This window comes from Morganella psychrotolerans (assembly GCF_001676055.1).
Classification (GTDB): Bacteria; Pseudomonadota; Gammaproteobacteria; order Enterobacterales; family Enterobacteriaceae; genus Morganella; species Morganella psychrotolerans_B.
Window position 1 is genome coordinate 72,484 of record NZ_LZEX01000005.1, and the last position, 16,560, is coordinate 89,043.

The 16,560-nt window shown below is 47.6% G+C and carries 19 protein-coding genes; 13 read left to right on the plus strand and 6 right to left on the minus strand.

What is annotated here, in order from left to right; genetic code table 11:
- Positions 1-24 precede the first annotated feature (24 nt).
- From AYY17_RS05985 to AYY17_RS22510, 3 genes are read left to right on the plus strand one after another with little or no spacing between them, the layout of a single operon-like run.
- A complete protein-coding gene (locus AYY17_RS05985; protein ID WP_067422187.1) occupies positions 25-228 on the plus strand; it encodes a hypothetical protein in 204 nt (67 codons plus the stop codon).
- Between the two features lie 46 nt (positions 229-274).
- The gene (locus AYY17_RS22505) at positions 275-886 is read left to right on the plus strand and encodes a GT-D fold domain-containing glycosyltransferase (protein ID WP_268873000.1); all 612 of its coding nucleotides are present in this window, start codon (positions 275-277) and stop codon (positions 884-886) included.
- Positions 873-1,175 carry a GT-D fold domain-containing glycosyltransferase gene (locus AYY17_RS22510; RefSeq protein ID WP_162271102.1) on the plus strand — a complete coding sequence of 101 codons (303 nt, stop codon included), beginning with the start codon at positions 873-875 and terminating at the stop codon, positions 1,173-1,175. The genes AYY17_RS22505 and AYY17_RS22510 overlap by 14 nt, the downstream gene beginning before the upstream one ends.
- A gap of 53 nt (positions 1,176-1,228) precedes the next feature.
- Here AYY17_RS22510 and AYY17_RS06000 read toward each other — a convergent pair whose 3' ends face one another.
- Both AYY17_RS06000 and AYY17_RS06005 read right to left on the minus strand, forming a co-directional pair.
- Positions 1,229-1,657, minus strand: coding sequence for a TOBE domain-containing protein (locus AYY17_RS06000; RefSeq protein WP_067422190.1), 429 nt, complete (start codon positions 1,655-1,657; stop codon positions 1,229-1,231).
- 39 nt (positions 1,658-1,696) lie between these two features.
- Positions 1,697-2,356: a helix-turn-helix transcriptional regulator gene (locus AYY17_RS06005; RefSeq protein ID WP_067422192.1), complete on the minus strand. Its 660-nt coding sequence runs from the start codon at positions 2,354-2,356 to the stop codon at positions 1,697-1,699.
- Positions 2,357-2,445: 89 nt separating this feature from the next.
- Between AYY17_RS06005 and AYY17_RS06010 the strand changes: the two genes are divergently transcribed.
- The 3 genes from AYY17_RS06010 to AYY17_RS06020 all read left to right on the plus strand — a co-directional run bounded on the left by AYY17_RS06010 (position 2,446) and on the right by AYY17_RS06020 (position 5,878).
- Positions 2,446-3,852, plus strand: a complete 1,407-nt coding sequence (locus AYY17_RS06010; RefSeq protein ID WP_067422194.1) for an MFS transporter — start codon at positions 2,446-2,448, stop codon at positions 3,850-3,852.
- 103 nt (positions 3,853-3,955) lie between these two features.
- A complete protein-coding gene (gene accA / locus AYY17_RS06015; RefSeq protein WP_067422196.1) occupies positions 3,956-4,915 on the plus strand; it encodes an acetyl-CoA carboxylase carboxyl transferase subunit alpha in 960 nt (319 codons plus the stop codon).
- Between the two features lie 63 nt (positions 4,916-4,978).
- Positions 4,979-5,878 (plus strand): LysR family transcriptional regulator, encoded by a 900-nt coding sequence (locus tag AYY17_RS06020; RefSeq protein ID WP_067422198.1) that lies wholly within the window; start codon positions 4,979-4,981, stop codon positions 5,876-5,878.
- A 73-nt stretch (positions 5,879-5,951) separates the two neighbouring features.
- Here the strand turns inward: AYY17_RS06020 and AYY17_RS06025 are convergent, their stop codons facing one another.
- On the minus strand, positions 5,952-6,326 hold the full coding sequence (locus AYY17_RS06025) for a DUF411 domain-containing protein (protein ID WP_235845303.1): 375 nt from the start codon (positions 6,324-6,326) through the stop codon (positions 5,952-5,954).
- 199 nt (positions 6,327-6,525) lie between these two features.
- On the opposite strand from AYY17_RS06025, the gene AYY17_RS06030 reads away from it, so the two are divergent.
- The 5 genes from AYY17_RS06030 (at position 6,526) to AYY17_RS06050 (ending at position 12,189) form a co-directional block, all read left to right on the plus strand.
- A complete protein-coding gene (locus AYY17_RS06030) occupies positions 6,526-7,896 on the plus strand; it encodes an MFS transporter (RefSeq protein WP_067422200.1) in 1,371 nt (456 codons plus the stop codon).
- A gap of 16 nt (positions 7,897-7,912) precedes the next feature.
- The gene (locus tag AYY17_RS06035; protein WP_067422201.1) at positions 7,913-8,815 is read left to right on the plus strand and encodes a LysR family transcriptional regulator; all 903 of its coding nucleotides are present in this window, start codon (positions 7,913-7,915) and stop codon (positions 8,813-8,815) included.
- 34 nt (positions 8,816-8,849) lie between these two features.
- The gene (locus tag AYY17_RS06040; protein ID WP_067422278.1) at positions 8,850-9,290 is read left to right on the plus strand and encodes a hypothetical protein; all 441 of its coding nucleotides are present in this window, start codon (positions 8,850-8,852) and stop codon (positions 9,288-9,290) included.
- Positions 9,291-9,407: 117 nt separating this feature from the next.
- On the plus strand, positions 9,408-10,400 hold the full coding sequence (gene tehA, locus AYY17_RS06045; RefSeq protein ID WP_067422203.1) for a dicarboxylate transporter/tellurite-resistance protein TehA: 993 nt from the start codon (positions 9,408-9,410) through the stop codon (positions 10,398-10,400).
- A 388-nt stretch (positions 10,401-10,788) separates the two neighbouring features.
- On the plus strand, positions 10,789-12,189 hold the full coding sequence (locus tag AYY17_RS06050; RefSeq protein WP_067422205.1) for a nucleobase:cation symporter-2 family protein: 1,401 nt from the start codon (positions 10,789-10,791) through the stop codon (positions 12,187-12,189).
- Positions 12,190-12,270: 81 nt separating this feature from the next.
- Here the strand turns inward: AYY17_RS06050 and dinD are convergent, their stop codons facing one another.
- Together dinD and AYY17_RS06060 are read right to left on the minus strand one after the other, a co-directional pair.
- The gene (gene dinD, locus AYY17_RS06055; protein WP_067422207.1) at positions 12,271-13,095 is read right to left on the minus strand and encodes a DNA damage-inducible protein D; all 825 of its coding nucleotides are present in this window, start codon (positions 13,093-13,095) and stop codon (positions 12,271-12,273) included.
- Between the two features lie 212 nt (positions 13,096-13,307).
- A complete protein-coding gene (locus tag AYY17_RS06060) occupies positions 13,308-14,171 on the minus strand; it encodes a YicC/YloC family endoribonuclease (RefSeq protein ID WP_067422209.1) in 864 nt (287 codons plus the stop codon).
- Between the two features lie 125 nt (positions 14,172-14,296).
- Here AYY17_RS06060 and rph point away from each other — a divergent pair, with 125 nt between their 5' ends.
- Both rph and pyrE read left to right on the plus strand, forming a co-directional pair.
- Positions 14,297-15,025: a ribonuclease PH gene (gene rph, locus AYY17_RS06065; protein WP_067369108.1), complete on the plus strand. Its 729-nt coding sequence runs from the start codon at positions 14,297-14,299 to the stop codon at positions 15,023-15,025.
- An 80-nt stretch (positions 15,026-15,105) separates the two neighbouring features.
- Positions 15,106-15,753: an orotate phosphoribosyltransferase gene (gene pyrE / locus AYY17_RS06070; protein WP_067422211.1), complete on the plus strand. Its 648-nt coding sequence runs from the start codon at positions 15,106-15,108 to the stop codon at positions 15,751-15,753.
- A gap of 128 nt (positions 15,754-15,881) precedes the next feature.
- Here the strand turns inward: pyrE and slmA are convergent, their stop codons facing one another.
- Positions 15,882-16,475, minus strand: coding sequence for a nucleoid occlusion factor SlmA (slmA, locus tag AYY17_RS06075; RefSeq protein WP_067399426.1), 594 nt, complete (start codon positions 16,473-16,475; stop codon positions 15,882-15,884).
- Positions 16,476-16,560 lie beyond the last annotated feature (85 nt).

The following is a 16,560-nucleotide window of genomic DNA, read 5'->3' on the forward strand; positions in this document are numbered from 1 at the left end:
TTTTATTTTGAAAAGGATTTCTAAATGAAAATGGATTTGAACGATTTTGTTGAAACATTTAATAAAAATAAATACCCAAGCTATTATGTAAAAGAAGCAAAAATGTATGGCTCGGATATCGCTTATATTGATATTGTAACCAGTGTTTTTAATATAGCTCTTGATATTGATCTCAGCGGAAATGTTTTTCTCATATTCAGGGATAGAGAGTCAATGACATTTTTTTAATTATTATCTGAAGCGAAATTTTGAAATTCAGACAATGATTTATGAGATGAAAACAAATAATTATACATTTGGCAATCGGTTAATTGAATATAAGGATATTTATTCAGTAGTAAATGATGTTATCAATGAGGTCGTTATATTTAATAATGATATTTCTGATGAGGTTTATACCACAAAGCAAGCTAAATCAAATGAAAGAATAGAGTCATTATTATTACAGGATTTAAAGAATAAAGTCTGGAATGATATGTACCATGTATTTAAGGGGAAACGACTATCTGTACTGGAAACCGTAAAGTGGCTAAAAGATAATAATTGCGGTGTCAGCCGGTTTGGTGACGGTGAGTTGATGGTTATGCTTGAAGAAAGCATCTGTTTTCAGAAAACAGAAAAAAAATTGATGTATGAACTACGTGAGATTAGTTCCGGAAAACATAATATATTAGTGTGTTATCCGGATTGTTTTGCGGAACAAAGTTATTGGGAACAATTTTGGTCTCAGTACTGGTTTCGGTGTAAGTTTTTTATCGATCAACCTGTATATGGAAGCCTCTGTATCAGTCGCCCTGAAGGGTTTTATGAGTTTGGTTCTGAGCTATCCGATGCCTGGATGGATTTATGGAACGGAAAAAAATGTGTGTATCGTGACCGGTGCTAATTCAAGGCTGAATCCAGAACACTATTTATTTTCTAATATAAAAACAAAAGATATTATCTTTACAAAAAATAAAGATGCGTATGACGAAATAGATTTAATTACATCACAGTGTATGCAAAAAAATAATGTTGATCTATTTTTGATAGCCCTGGGGCCTACAGGGACTGTATTATCCTCCCGACTTTCAGATAAAAATAAAATCGCACTGGATATTGGGCACCTGACAAATAGTTATGATACCGCTTTTAATGGTAAACCTGTACCCGAATTATTACCTATAGGTTTTTGAGTATATTAAATCGGACTATGAAAACAGACCATATTAAATGGTCTGTTCTTTTATCAGGCTTTGGTCGCTAAAATAACGCTGGATGCTTTTACCAGTGCGATAACGTGATTACCTTCGTGTAATTCCATTTCATCACGGCTCTCATTAGTAATAACCGCCGTCAGCGGCAGGCCTTTCTCTGTTCTCAGATGAATAGTGCTGTTTACCGCACCATTAACAATTTTACTGATTTTACCGGAAAACTGATTACGGGCAGAAAAACGCAAACCACAGTCCGGATTTGCCAATACAACCCACGGCGCTTTAATTATCGCCACGGCTTCTTTTCCTTCGCGCAGCTCTAATACGTCACAGCTCTCTTTGGTTATCACTGTGGTCAGTACTTCGCCGTGCTCAAGCGTCAGTTCCACTTCATTATTCACAGCACCTGCAACAATGCGGGAGACTTTGCCGGTAAGCTGGTTACGTGCAGAGATTTTCATTGTGTGGCCTCTTTCTTTTTAGTGCATTAACTGAAATGGTTAATCTTCCTGTTGTATCACACGATATACGCAGCGGCGAGAGCCGGTGAGTAAATACTCGACGCGCTCCACGTTTGCGTGTAAAACGGACTGAAACAGCACCAGTTCAGCACGACAGAATCCCTGACACATACGGGCAGCCGAGCAGATCGGGCAGTGGTTTTCAATGATAAGCCAGCTGCCTTCCGGCTCCTTTTCCCACTGTGCCATATACCCTTCATCTGTGCGGATAGCGACCAGGCGGATAATTCGTTCTTCCAGTGTCTTTGCGCCCTGCATTTTTTCAGCATAATCGCGGCGTGCTTCATTTTCCCGGGCGGTAATTATTTTACTGATCGCATCTTCACCCAGTTCATGGCGGATGGTGGTCAGAATTTTGACTGTCAGTTCGGCATGGCAATCCGGAAAACGTTTATTACCGAGCGCAGTCAGGTACCAGAGCTGGATTGGGCGACCGACACCGCGGCTTTCGGATTGCGCTTCGACCATGCCGTCTTTTGCCAGTTTGGCAAATTGCTGACGGGCAGCTTCACCGGTTGTGCCAAGATGCTCTCCTGCGTCTGCAGCCTGCATCGGACCATGCTTTTTCAAGAGGATAAGTAACTTTTCACCAACAGATTGTGCGGAACTCAGGTTGCTTTCCAGGTTATTTCTTGACATATTCTGTGCCCGGTATCTAATATTCCAAGTAATTTCTTGTTTAATTTACCGTATTCAGCAAAATATCACAAGATTAAAAGGATGGTTCTATGTTGCCCGATGACGGTCGCTGGCGTGATCTTTTCTCAGGAAAAAACGCAGCAATTTCAATAGCTCTTTCACTGGGCGTGGTTATACATGCCGTAAATATTTTAATGGCAACAACTATTCTGCCCTCCGTTGTTGAGGATATCGGCGGACTGAATTTGTACGCGTGGAACACGACTCTGTTTGTTGCCGCATCAATTGTCGGATCCGTTTTTTCTGCCCGGATACTCTCGGTTTATGGTGCACGTGTTGCGTATCTGCTTGCCGTCATTGTCTTTTTTGCCGGCAGCCTGGCCTGTACCCTGGCGCCGCGCATGGACATTATGCTGCTCGGACGGGCGGTTCAGGGATTTGGTGGTGGTGTTATGTTCGCACTGTCTTACGCGATGATCAATTTAGTTTATGTCCCGGCGCTGTGGCCTCGTGCGATGGCATTGATTTCCGGTATGTGGGGCGTCGCAACACTAGTAGGTCCGGCAGTGGGTGGTATTTTTGCTGAGTTAAACGCGTGGCGTTATGCGTTTGGTGTGATGTTACCGCTGATGGTTGTTTATGGGCTCTTTTTGCTTACTATTATGCCGAAAAAGCAGAAAACAACAGAAAATGAGCCCGGTCAGCGCCTGCCTTTGATTCAGCTGACACTGCTGACTGCGGCAGTACTGATTGTTTCTGCGGGTAGCCTCAGTCCGGATGTGACGCTGAATGTGTTTGGTGTGGTGGCAGCATTACTGTTACTGATCCTGCTTGCGGTGGTTGAGCAGCGCAGTTCATCCCGTTTATTACCCCGCAATACATTCCGCCGCGGCAGCCATCATGCGGCGCTGTATATCACTATCTCCCTGCTGGCTATCGGCATGACCTGTGAAGTGTTTGTGCCGTATTTTCTTCAGCGTCTGCACGGGCAGTCACCACTGGCATCCGGTTATATGAGTGCGCTGATGGCGGCAGGCTGGACAGTCAGTGAGATAATCAGTGCCGGCTGGAAAGGCGCAAAAATGCGGGCAAGTATTCTGCTTGGTCCGTTGTTTGTCCTGGCGGGGCTGGTGTTACTGGCCCTGACGCTGTCTGTGCCGTCGGCGGGAACATGGGGCATTATGTCACCGATCCTGCTGGGGTTATCCCTGGTCGGGTTTGGTATCGGTTTTGGCTGGCCGCACCTGTTAACCCGTATTTTACAGGTTGCCGCGACAGAAGATAAAGAAGTTGCCGCCGCATCCATCACCACCGTACAGCTTTTTGCCACCGCACTCGGAGCCGCGCTTGCGGGCATGATTGTTAACGTCAACGGCTTCAATGACGGAACCCTTACAGGGGTAATGTCATCGGCTTACTGGCTGATGATGCTGCTGGCAATTGCACCGCTGATTGCTATCTTTACCGCCCGCCGTTGTGCCGCTATCTCTTACTGATTATCCCGTTTTTGATATGAGTTTATGCCGGAACAGTGTCTGTATTCTGTTCCGGTCTTTTTTTACACTAACCGGATGTTTTCTGTCAGGGTAGAAGTCAGTTATGTCTCAGTATCATCTTGCATTTGAAAAGCCAATCATTGAACTGGAAGAAAAAATCGAAGCACTGCAGTCGTTTAAAGCGCGCAGCGGTGATTTGGGTTTTGATCCGGATGACGAAATTGCCTGCCTGCGGCAAAAATGTGAAAAACTGACGCAATCAATCTATTCCGATCTGGGGGCATGGGAGATAGTGCAGCTCGCCCGTCACCCGCGCCGGCCTTATACCCTGGATTATATTAATCTTATTTTTACCGATTTTCAGGCGCTTGCCGGTGATCGTGCTTTTGCTGATGATAAAGCCATTGTCGGCGGACTGGCGCGTTTGTCCGGTAAACCGGTGATGGTTATCGGGCATCAGAAAGGGCGGGATACCAAAGAAAAACTGCTGCGTAATTTCGGGATGCCCTCACCGGAAGGCTATCGCAAAGCGCTGCGCTTAATGAAGATGGCGGAACGTTTTCATATGCCGGTACTGATTTTTATTGACTCTGCGGGTGCGTACCCGGGGATCGGGGCAGAAGAGCGGGGACAGGCAGAAGCGATAGCCCGCAACCTGCTGGAGATGTCGCGCTTAAAAACCCCGGTCATTTGTACTATTACCGGAGAAGGCTGCTCGGGCGGTGCGTTGGCAATTGGTGTCGGGGATCGCATCAATATGTTGCAGTACAGTACCTATGCGGCGATTTCACCGGAAGGCTGTGCCTCCATTTTGTGGAAAAGTGCCGACAAAGCACCGATGGCAGCGGAAGCCATGGGAATGACCGCTCCGCGTCTGAAAGCGTTGGGAATTATTGATACGGTTATTGAGGAGCCCGCCGGTGGTGCGCACCGGGATCATCAGAGTGCCGCAGATAAACTGCGTGAACAGTTACTCAGTGACTTGCGTGAATTATCCGCGCTGCCGGTGGATGAACTACTGGAACAGCGATATCAGAAATTACTGTCTTTTGGTCATTGCTGAGGACGGATTAGCCTGTTTGTGATAAGAATAGAGGAACGAATTTATCATGAAGAGGATGCGGTTGTGGCGCTCGACCTTAATTTACTCCCGGTTTTTCTGGCGGTTGCGGAACAGGGCAGTTTTACGGCGGCATCTGTCCGGCTCGGAATGCCGTCATCCAATGTCAGCCGCGCCATAAAACAACTGGAAACGCAGACCGGCTGCCGTCTTATTGAGCGCACGACCCGGCGTATGCGCCTGACAGCGCAGGGGCAGCAGTTATTTCAGCGTGTCAGACAAACAGACGAAATGCTGCGCGAAACATTGTCACAAATCCGTGATGCCGACGCACTGACCGGGAGCTTCCGGCTGACTGTTCCGGGTGAGGGCGGCGGGGAAATACTGGCTGCCATAATTGCCCGGTTTGCGGTAGCACATCCGGAATTACAGATCCGCTGTGATACCCGGCTGACACCGGCAGATATTATCAGTGATGATATTGATTTGTTGCTGACTTATCAGCGGGGAGGAATGGCTGACAGCAGTTATCACAGCCGCCTTATTCAGTCGTGGCCGAGCGTGGTGGTCGCCGCGCCTTCATTGCTTGCCCGCACCGGCATACCGGAATCCCCCTCTGATTTAACCAAACTCCCCTGTATTTCCAGCCTGAGTGCCCTGAACGGACAGCCGTGGATTTTCTGTAAACCTGACGGCAGTTTGTTTTCTTTGCGGATCAACAGCCATTACCAGGTCAACGGTGCGATCCTGGCAGGGGCCGCTGCCATTGAAGGGGTTGGTTTTGCGATTTTATCGCGCCACCTTTGTGAGCCGGCTATCCGCGAAGGTAAATTACAGGTGATCCGGTTCAGTGAAGAACCGGCATCTATCGAGCTGAGAGCCGTGTATGCCAGCCGCCGTGAGTTATCACCTGTTATCGACCGTTTCTTGCATTTTCTCGATATTTCGCTGCAAAATATCAACTGATTACGTGGTCAGTAACTGCGGAAAACTGTCTGTTTACCGGCGGCATCATATGCAATCACATCATACGCCTCTTTCATGTCTTTATATTCCATGCCGAGGCTGCCGGTCGGCATGCCCGGCACAGAAATCCCTTTTGCGGTTTCCGGCAGGGTATCAATAGCATCCAGCTGTCGGCCGGAACATGACCAATCACATATTTGCCATTGAGTGTAGCGAGGTGGCAGCTCATCAGGTTCATGGATGCGCCTGAATCGATCATCATTTTCTCAAGCTGAGCCTGCGGAACAATATTGGTTTGTACATCATAACCGGCTTTTTCCACGCCATCAGCCCACTGCCCGCAGCAGCCGCAGGTCGGCGATTTATACACAGTGACAGTGCCTTTTGCAGCCATCGCACCGGCTGAAAGTGTGGTGAATAAAGCGAGTGCCAAAACGGATTTGTTCATGAATATTCTCTGTAATTAATCGGATAATATTGATGAGATTAATGGTTTCCCTAAGGGGAAGGTCAAGACAGGGAACGTATAGTTGGATAGAGAAGTGTAAAGGTGGCGTTTGGTGCAACTGAGGTAACCGGTTGACGCATCTTCATTCTGTTTTTTTGCCGTATTACGATAACTCAGGGTTATATAATACGGGTGTGCTATGGAAAAAATTCATAATGTAAAACAGTATCCGATGGCGCTGGCATTGCCGGTGTTTATGGCATCAATGAACAGCAGTATTGTGAATGTGGCGGTGCCCTCACTGATTGAGGCATTTGATACACCATTCAGTAACATACAGTGGGTTATTGTGGTGTATCTCATTTCACTGACCAGCGCAGCGGTTGTCACCGGACAGGTCGGGGACAGAATTGACCGGCGGAAAGTGCTGTGTACGGCGGTATTTCTGTTCACACTCGCCTCTGCATTGTGTGGTCTCGCACCAACGGTGTTGTGGTTGATCGCCGGACGGGTGCTCCAGGGCATTGCTGCCGCGATGATGATGAACAGCACAATGGCACTGATTGCAGGTATGCGCACGGGACAGTCCGGCGGAAAAACCATGGGGTGGATTGGCGCACTTTCTGCCATGGGAACCGCTGCCGGACCGGCCTGCGGCGGCTGGCTCACCGGGCAATGGGGCTGGCCGGCGGTGTTTTTCATCAATGTCCCGGCGGGGATCGCGGCGCTCTTCTTTATTATCCGTTTCGTTAAGCCACAGCCGGTTTCATCCGGTCAGCGTCTTCCGGTAAACCGTACCGGCATTTTATTGTTGACACTTATCATTGCAATGTATTCATCCGGTATGATTATCAATGACGGAATGTGGCGCCTGCTGTTACTGGCAGCGGCGTGCGGCGGGGTACTGTTGTTCCTGCAGACTGAGCGGCGGACAACAAACCCGGTATTCCCTGTGGCGCTGATAAAGCAGCCTGCATTAATCACAGGGATGACTCTCAGTATTCTTGTTTCGACTGTTATGATGGCGCTGCTGGTCGCAGGTCCTTTCTGGCTGATGCACCAGCTTCATTTGTCGCCTTTACAGGCAGGACTGATGATGTCGTGCGGCCCTTTGGTTGCCGCCTTTACCGGGATCCCTGCCGGAAAACTGACAGATAAAATCGGTGCAGATAAAGTGGTTGTTTATGCGCTGATCATGATGACAGTTGGCTTTTCATTATTCACTCTATTGGGCATTGTGCCCCGCGCTGTTCTTTATCTGATTTTTATCGCGATTATTACCAGCGGATATGCCGCATTTCAGGCGGCAAATAACTCCTCCATTCTTTTCCGGATCGATTCACAGGAAAAAGGGCTGCTGGCGGGGTTGATTAATCTCTCACGTAATACCGGGCTGATAAACGGTGCAACGCTGATGGGAACCCTGTTTTCAGTCTCTGCGGGTTCGATTTCTCCGGGGAATGTGGCTGAGGAAAATATTGGGCACGGTTTTATATTGACGTTCGGGGTCGCCACCTGCTTAATGCTGATATCAACGGGTATTGCGCTGCGGTATTTACGCCGGCGCTGAATACGGAGCAACGGCTATGCTGAATATGGATCTTAATCTGCTGGCGACATTAAATGTGCTGCTGACGGAGGCCAATATTACCCGCGCTGCACAAAAGCAGGGCATGAGTGTCTCTGCAATGAGCCGTGCGCTGACCCGCCTGCGCGTGGTTCTCAATGACCCGCTGCTGGTAAAATCCGGGCGTTTCATGGTGCTGACACCTTATGCCGCCTCTGTCCGGCCCCGGGTAACACAGCTGATTGAACAGATTGAGCTGGTATTCAAAACGCCGGATGTACCCGATTTTATACAACTTAATCAGCAATTTACCTTGCGCGCATCAGCCGGTTTTGCTGAAAACTCCGGTGCATTACTGCTGGCCCGGATGCGGCAGGATGCGCCCGCTGTTACATTGCGTATTATCAGCAAAGAAGAAAAATATGGCAGAGGATTAAAAGAGGGAAAGCTGGATGCTGAAATTTCAGTCGTCAGCAATAATACTGAGCAGGAAATGAAAAGTCGTCTGCTGTTTTCAGACAAAATGGTCGGTGTGGTGAGTAAGACGCACCCGCTGACGCAGTTACCTGTGACGGCTGAAAATCTTCAACAATATGAATTTATCGGTATTGATCGCCGGGCACCGGGAGAAAGAACACAACCGGTATGTTGCATGAGTGGATCCGGTATTGCAATCAAGCCCGCCGTAATGCTGGTTTCCGGTTTTTCTGCGGCAATTGCGATAGCGGCAATGAGTGACCTGGTTGCCGTTGTACCAGCGCAGTTTACCGCTAATTTACGCAAGAACCTGTTTAGTTTCCGGTTGCCTTTTCCGGCTGAGGGACTGAATTTTTCATTATTATGGCATCCGCGCACTGATAATGACCCGGTACAAAAATGGTTCCGTGAATGTATTTTGCAGGTTTGTCGCGGGGATGAATAACACGGTTTTTTCTGATGAGGTGACAACGAATATAATGACAATACATCTGACAATCCAGATTATGGCCGCCGAAACAGTCATTTCAGCACCTTCCGGTGTAGTACGGATCCCTGTGGGTGACAGTGTTATTGATGGGTTTATGTTTCAGCATTCACCTGTAACGCCTTATGAAGCTGAAGTCGCCATTGAGCACATTGAGAACAGCATTATTCCTGTCCGGGCAAAATTGCCTGCCGGTGAGCTGATGTTGCATTGTGCGGATCGGCGGCTGAATTATTTATTCTACGGTGATAAAACAGATTATTTATTAACAACAGAAATAGAATGCGCCTTTAATGAGGTTGTTAATGTGATAAACGGCAGCCCGGTATCATCGACATCAATACCTTCGGATAAACAATTTACCGCATTTTTGCTGATCATCCGCGAGATTACTCATCATTGGGGGCTGGATGGTCTAATGCAGGATAATTGACGCCCTATAACATGCATATAGAATGACTCTTATCAAAATAAATTATAATATTTGTATTATTATTTCATGGTTGGCTGGAGACAGCCGAATATTGCATGATAACTGAGTTGAGTAAACATGAGCATATCCTTGATAAATAATATTAAATCTACAGCATCCCGGTTTTCTGCCGGTTATTTAGGTATGGTGCTGGGATTGATCGGCACCGGCATGGCATGGCGTTATGCCGCGGCAGAACAGGGCTATCCGGCGATCATCGGTGAAATGATTATCGGTGCGGGGTGTATTGTCTGGTTGGTGCTCGTGTCTCTTTTTATTATCAAAAGTCTCTGTTTTACTGAGCGTGTAACCGATGAATTCCGCCACCCGGTCGCCAGCGGTTTTTCCAGTTTATTGCCGGCAACCACCGTTTTGGTGGCGATGGGGCTGACACCTTATCTGCCGCTGTTTGCGAGCGTATTGTTCGGAATTGGTGCAGTCGCTCAGTTGGCTTATGCGGCCTGGCTTACCGGTTCCCAGTGGAAGGGGGAATACCCGAAAGCAGCGACAACCCCGGTGCTCTATCTTCCGACTGTTGCTAATAATTTTATCTGTGCAATGGCCTGCGGAGCGTTGGGTTATACCGATCTCGGCATTCTGTTTTTCGGGGCCGGGGTCTTTTCCTGGCTGAGTCTGGAGCCGGCTATTCTCAAGCGGATCCGTAGTGACGGGCTGATGGATGAAAAATCCAGGCTCTCGTTCGGTATCCAGCTTGCACCAGCCCTGGTTGCGTGCAGTGCCTACCTTGCTGTTAATCATAACCATATTGATTTCTTTGCTAAAATGCTGCTCGGCTACGGGCTTTTACAGCTCGTGTTTATGATCCGCCTCATTCCCTGGTTTACACAGCAGACATTCACATTGTCCTTCTGGAGCTTTTCATTCGGTGTCTCCGCGCTGGCGAAATCCTCGCTGAATATCAGCATGTCTTCAGATAATAAATTTATTCATCTGCTGGCATTCACACTGTTTATTTTTTCCAATGCTTTCATTCTGCTGCTGGTGGTTAATTCCCTGCGTTTATTGGTTAAAACCCGGCTCAGTCGTTCCGGTATTCCAGGACAAGATTAATTATCAGGATAATCAGTGAGATATCAAAATACAGTAATTACCGGTTATCAATTTGATTAATTATCAACCACTATTGTCAAAATGATATTATCAGCTCAGAGCTGGTTTTTGGTTTTCCCGGTTCTTTTGGCAATCCCCGGTCTGTATCAGTATAAATAGTGAACAATTTCACAAATCAGATTAAAACTCCGTTATCAATCACACTTTATTCCCTTTCCTGTCGCTGAACCCTTCTTCTGGTGTGGTTATTGCTTTAACCATCAGAGCAGTCCGTACTATCTGTGCTATAGCGGATTGTCATGGATTGAAAATAAAAATCACAATAAAACAAATAGTTAAAAATGAGTTCAGAGTTCAGATAGTCAAATTCACTTACAGGAGAGAAGAGATGTCTGATCAACAAAGTACGACGTCAGACCTTATCTACCAGCTCGAAGACAAGCCCCCGTTTTTACAGGCAATTATTGGTGCCGTAACACATTTACTCGCTATTTTTGTTCCGATGGTCACACCGGCTCTGATTGTCGGTACGGCACTGCAATTATCACCGGAAACTAATGCATATCTTGTTTCAATGGCGATGATTGCCTCCGGAGTGGGGACCTGGTTACAGGTGAATCGCTACGGAATGGTCGGCTCGGGCTTATTATCCATTCAATCCGTTAACTTTTCATTTGTGACCGTGATGATTGCCATAGGAACCAGCATGCGGGCTGATGGTATAAGTGAAGAGTTACTGTTATCCACCATTTTTGGTATCTCTTTCGCCGGCGCATTTTTAGTTGTGGGATCGTCTTTTATCCTGCCCTATTTGCGCCGTGTCATAACCCCGACAGTCAGTGGTGTTGTGGTTCTGATGATCGGGCTGAGCCTGATTAAAGTCGGTATTATTGATTTCGGCGGCGGTTTTTCAGCCAAATCATCAGGGACATTCGGTGATTATCAGAACATCGGTGTCGGATTATTAGTACTGCTGGTGGTAATTGGTTTTAACTGCTGCAAAAGCCCGCTGCTGCGCATGGGCGGGATCGCTATCGGGTTGATTGTCGGTTATATCTGCGCACTGTTCCTTGGAATGGTTGATTTTAGTCAGATGAGTAAAGCGGCATTTATCACCATCCCTGTTCCGTTCAAATATGGATTTTCATTTAATTTCGGGCATTTTCTTGTTGTTGCGATTATTTATCTGTTAAGTGTGCTGGAAGCGGTCGGGGATTTAACTGCCACCGCGCTGGTTTCCGGGCAGAAAATTCAGGGGCAGGAATTTCAGTCCCGTCTGAAAGGCGGCGTGATGGCAGACGGAATTGTCTCTGTTGCTGCATCTGCTATGAGTTCGCTGCCGTTGACAACCTTCGCACAGAATAATGGTGTCATCCAGATGACCGGCGTGGCATCCCGGCATGTGGGGAAAATTATTGCGGTGATTCTGGTGGTTCTCGGCTTATTTCCCGGTATTGGCTGGTTTTTCACCACCATTCCGGCGCCGGTCCTGGGTGGCGCGATGACACTGATGTTTTCCATGATAGCCATCGCCGGTATCCGCATTATTCTGTCAAATGGTTTGCGCCGCCGCGAAACCCTGATTGTTGCAACCTCTCTGGGACTGGGGCTGGGTGTGTCTTATGACCCCGCAGTATTCCATGTTCTGCCTCCGTCGCTCTATGCACTGGCAGAAAACCCGATTTGTATCGGGGGGATCACTGCTATTATTCTCAATCTAATCATCCCCGTCAGTAAGGAAGCCGAACCTGATGATGTGGAGGAAATAGCACCGGAAAAAGAGATCTGACAAAAAAACCGGTCAATACAGTGTATTGACCGGCTCATTGATGTGCTCTGAGTTACTGTGAAACGTTACCCGATGTTGAATTTATTTTTTGGGGACTTTCTTCACTGCTGATTCTAACTGCTTAATGCTCTTTTCCGGGGAAGGAAGATCCTCGGGCATGGTTCCGCCCAATTCATGAATAGTGTCCCTTACTTTTCTGCCCACCTCGAAATGAGTTTGGTTTGCGATTGTTTTATTTTTTACGTTATCCCGTCTTAATTTTTCTTCTGCCTGTGTTGCTCTAAACAGATTGGCTGCTAATTCGGTTGACCCCATATGGTCTAAAATCCGCTGTGAGTCTTTTAGTCCCTTACGCCGATGTATTCCTTTATGATCCAAGCCACCGTACAGTCCCTTGTACCCGTGGTTCTGAAAGACAGCAAAATCAATGCCGGTTTCCACACCTGCTTGTTGGGCGGTTTCAACTAATAATTTATTGTGTTCTTTCAATTCATTGCGCAGGAACAGGCGCTTTTCATCCTCTTTCAGACGCTTGAATTCTTTATTATCAGATAGCTCTTGTCGCCTGGTCTGAAGAGCAAAATATGTTTGCCCGGCAGCAATAACCGGTTTACTTGGATCGCCATTTTGCACAACGAGATAGCAGGCATAACGAGATAGTATTACATCCTTAAGCTTTCTTTGAGCACCCGAACCAATATTGACCATATCGAGGACATCCTCGAAATGGTCTTCAATATTATGACCGCTATGCAAACAAGCCTCTTTAGCCCGGTCTAATACTGGCGTGAAATGACGATATTCAGAGTACTCGAGAAGTTTTGATAGTTCTCGTGCAGACCAAAATTCGATACCTGACTCATCAATTTTCTTTATTTCTTCGAAGGGCTGGTGGTGACGATCCATGTATCAACCTCGCGTGTTGGTTTCTATGTCGAAATCTGGCTGGAAAATATAGCTTTATATAATATAAATACCGTTATCTCAGCCAAAAAACCTAATTGTACACACCAATCATGGGCTATTGTGATTTATTCTGTGATCCTCTGATAACAAAAAAGCCAGCTAATACAGGGTATCGGCTGGCTCGTTGATGTGCTCTGATTTACTGTGAAACGTTACTCGATGTTTTGGATCTGCTCGCGCATTTGCTCGATTAAGACTTTCAGTTCAATGGCGGAACTGGTGATATCGGCATTAATAGATTTTGAGGCAAGGGTGTTTGATTCGCGGTTAAACTCCTGCATCATAAAGTCCAGACGGCGACCGACGGCTTCTTTTTTCTTCAGGATGTTATGCGTTTCTTTCACATGTGCATCCAGGCGATCCAGTTCTTCGGCGACATCGATACGTTGTGCCAGCAGGATCAGCTCTTGTTCCAGGCGGTTCGGATCGACCTGAACCTGGGCATCATCCAGCTTGCCCTGAATGCGCTCGCGCTGCCATTGCAGGATATCCGGCATCTGTGCGCGGACTTTACGTGCTTCTTCCGTCACACCGTCCAGGCGCTGTTCGATTAAGACTTTCAGTGCCGCACCTTCGCGCTCACGGGCATCAATAAAGGATGTAATTGTTTCATCCAGTGCCGCCAGCAGCTCTTCACTGATCGCATCCAGATCCTGCTCCTGAGCCGACATCACTCCCGGCCAGCGCAGAATTTCCAGCGGATTGATTTCACCTTCGTGACTGTAATTTTTTACCCAGTTTGCGGAGGCAACGAGCTGTTTTGCCAGCTCTTCATTCATACTTAGCACACCTTGTGCGGCGCTGCTCAGTTCAAAACGAAGGTTACATTCCACTTTACCGCGTGTCAGACGCTGGCGCAGGCGCTCGCGGATCACCGGTTCCAGGCTGCGCAGTTGTTCCGGCAAACGGATGTAAGTTTCAAGGTAACGCTGGTTAACGGAGCGGAGTTCCCATGCGGCATTTCCCCACGGGCGTTTAACATCCTGACGGGCAAACGCAGTCATACTACGGATCATAATATCTGTCCTGATAATGGATTTATTGTTCTGATTATAGCGCTCTTATGTCGTTAAGGCATAGGCATTCGCGGGTTTAAGCCGTATAATGCGCGCCCAACAGTTAACTGAACCGGAGAATCACTATGAGTCAGTCATCACGTCCCGCAGGCCGCGGAACAGACCAGGTGCGTCCTATTACAATCACCCGTCATTATACCAAACACGCTGAAGGCTCTGTGCTGGTGGAGTTCGGTGATACTAAAGTGTTATGTAATGCCTCCGTTGAAGAAGGCGTTCCGCGTTTCCTGAAAGGTCAGGGACAGGGGTGGATTACGGCGGAATACGGCATGTTGCCGAGAGCGACTAATTCGCGGAATGCGCGCGAAGCAGCCCGTGGCAAGCAAACCGGTCGTACCATGGAAATCCAGCGTCTGATCGCCCGTTCATTACGTGCAGCGGTTGATCTGAAAAAGCTGGGCGAGTTTACTATCACACTTGATTGTGATGTTATCCAGGCCGACGGCGGTACACGCACTGCCGCTATCAGCGGTGCATGTGTTGCGCTGACTGATGCACTTAATCAGATGGTTGAGAAAGGTCAGCTGAAAGCCAGCCCGCTGAAATCAATGGTTGCTGCGGTTTCCGTGGGAATTGTGGATGGTGAGCCGCGCTGCGACCTGGAATATGTCGAAGATTCCGCCGCTGAAACAGATATGAATGTTGTTATGATTGATGACGGACGAATGATTGAAGTCCAGGGAACGGCAGAAGGTGAGCCGTTCAGTCATGATGAATTGCTGGCTTTACTGGCACTTGCCAGAGGCGGGCTGGATACTATTTTCGCCGCCCAGAAGGCGGCATTAGAAAATTAATCAGAAGGCGACGTGATAGTCGCCTTTTTTATACCTGTCATTTACCGGACAAAACCAGAAACCAGAGTCAGGAGATATCGATGAAAGCTTATCAGCGCGAATTTATTGAACTTGCGATGAAAAAACAGGTACTGAAATTTGGTGAGTTTACGCTGAAGTCCGGCCGGAAAAGCCCCTACTTTTTTAATGCCGGGCTATTTAATACCGGCCGGGACTTAGCGTTGCTCGGGCGTTTTTATGCATCGGCATTATGTGACAGCGGTGTGCAGTATGATGTGGTGTTCGGACCTGCCTATAAAGGTATTCCGATAGCAACCACCGCTGTTGTTGCACTGGCGGAGCATCATAATATTGATATGCCTTATTGCTTTAACCGCAAAGAAGCCAAAGATCACGGGGAAGGCGGAACGCTGGTCGGCAGTCCGCTGAGCGGGCGTATTATGGTTGTGGATGATGTGATTACTGCCGGAACCGCAATTCGTGAATCAATGGAAATCATCAGACAAAATAATGCCACTCTCGCGGGCGTTATGCTGAGCCTGGATCGTCAGGAGAAAGGACAGGGTGAGTTATCTGCGGTTCAGGAAGTGGAAAGAGATTACGGATGTCAGGTGTTTTCTATTATTACACTGAATGACCTGGTCAGTTTCCTGGCGGAAGATCCACAGATGAGTGAGCATCTGTGTGCGGTCCGTGCATATCGTGAACAATACGGAATTCAGGTCTGATACTGATTTTTGAAAAAAAAGCCCGCGCCCAATAGATCGGGCGGGGTGAGTAGTCTAACTAAAAAACGGGACTGCTACCGGCGGCTCTGAGTGCGGGAATATAAATGACTCCGGGTTTTCTGCCGGTATTACTGTAACTGTGCGAGAAGCAACGGCCAACGGACATCAAATTCCTGTGTCGGACGGTATTTAAATTCTGAGCGAACAAAACGCGATAACATACCTTCGCAGAAAGCGAGTAACTGAGATGCTAACAGGCTTTCATCATAAGTAAAACCACCACCGTCACGGATCCGCTTTTCTTTTAAAACCTGACGTAACTGGGCTTCGATACGCTCATATAGCTGATTAATACGGCTTTGCAGTTTATCCTGCTCAAACATCAGTGCGTGACCGGTCATGATTCGGGTCAGCCCCGGATTTTTTTCTGAAAACCCCAGGATCAGCATCAGAATAAGTTTTATCCGTAAAATGGTATCTTTCTCATCCTGAAGGATAAGGTTTATCCGCGAAATCAGTGAATCTTCAATAAAGACGATCAGGCTGTCGAACATCTTTGTTTTGCTGGAAAAATGCCGGTACAGCGCAGCTTCTGAGACGCCGACACTGGCGGCAAGTTTTGCGGTTGTTATCCGCTGGCTGCCGTCGCCGGACTCAAGCATCAGCGCAAGTGCCTGCAGAATTTCCTCGCGCCTGTTTTTCTTTTTTGTACTTTCTGCCATATCAGATAACACCCCTGCTTTAATGCAAAAACAAACCGGTCATCCGATAACCGCGCCTTTATTCAGCGCGATTATCAGAACGGCA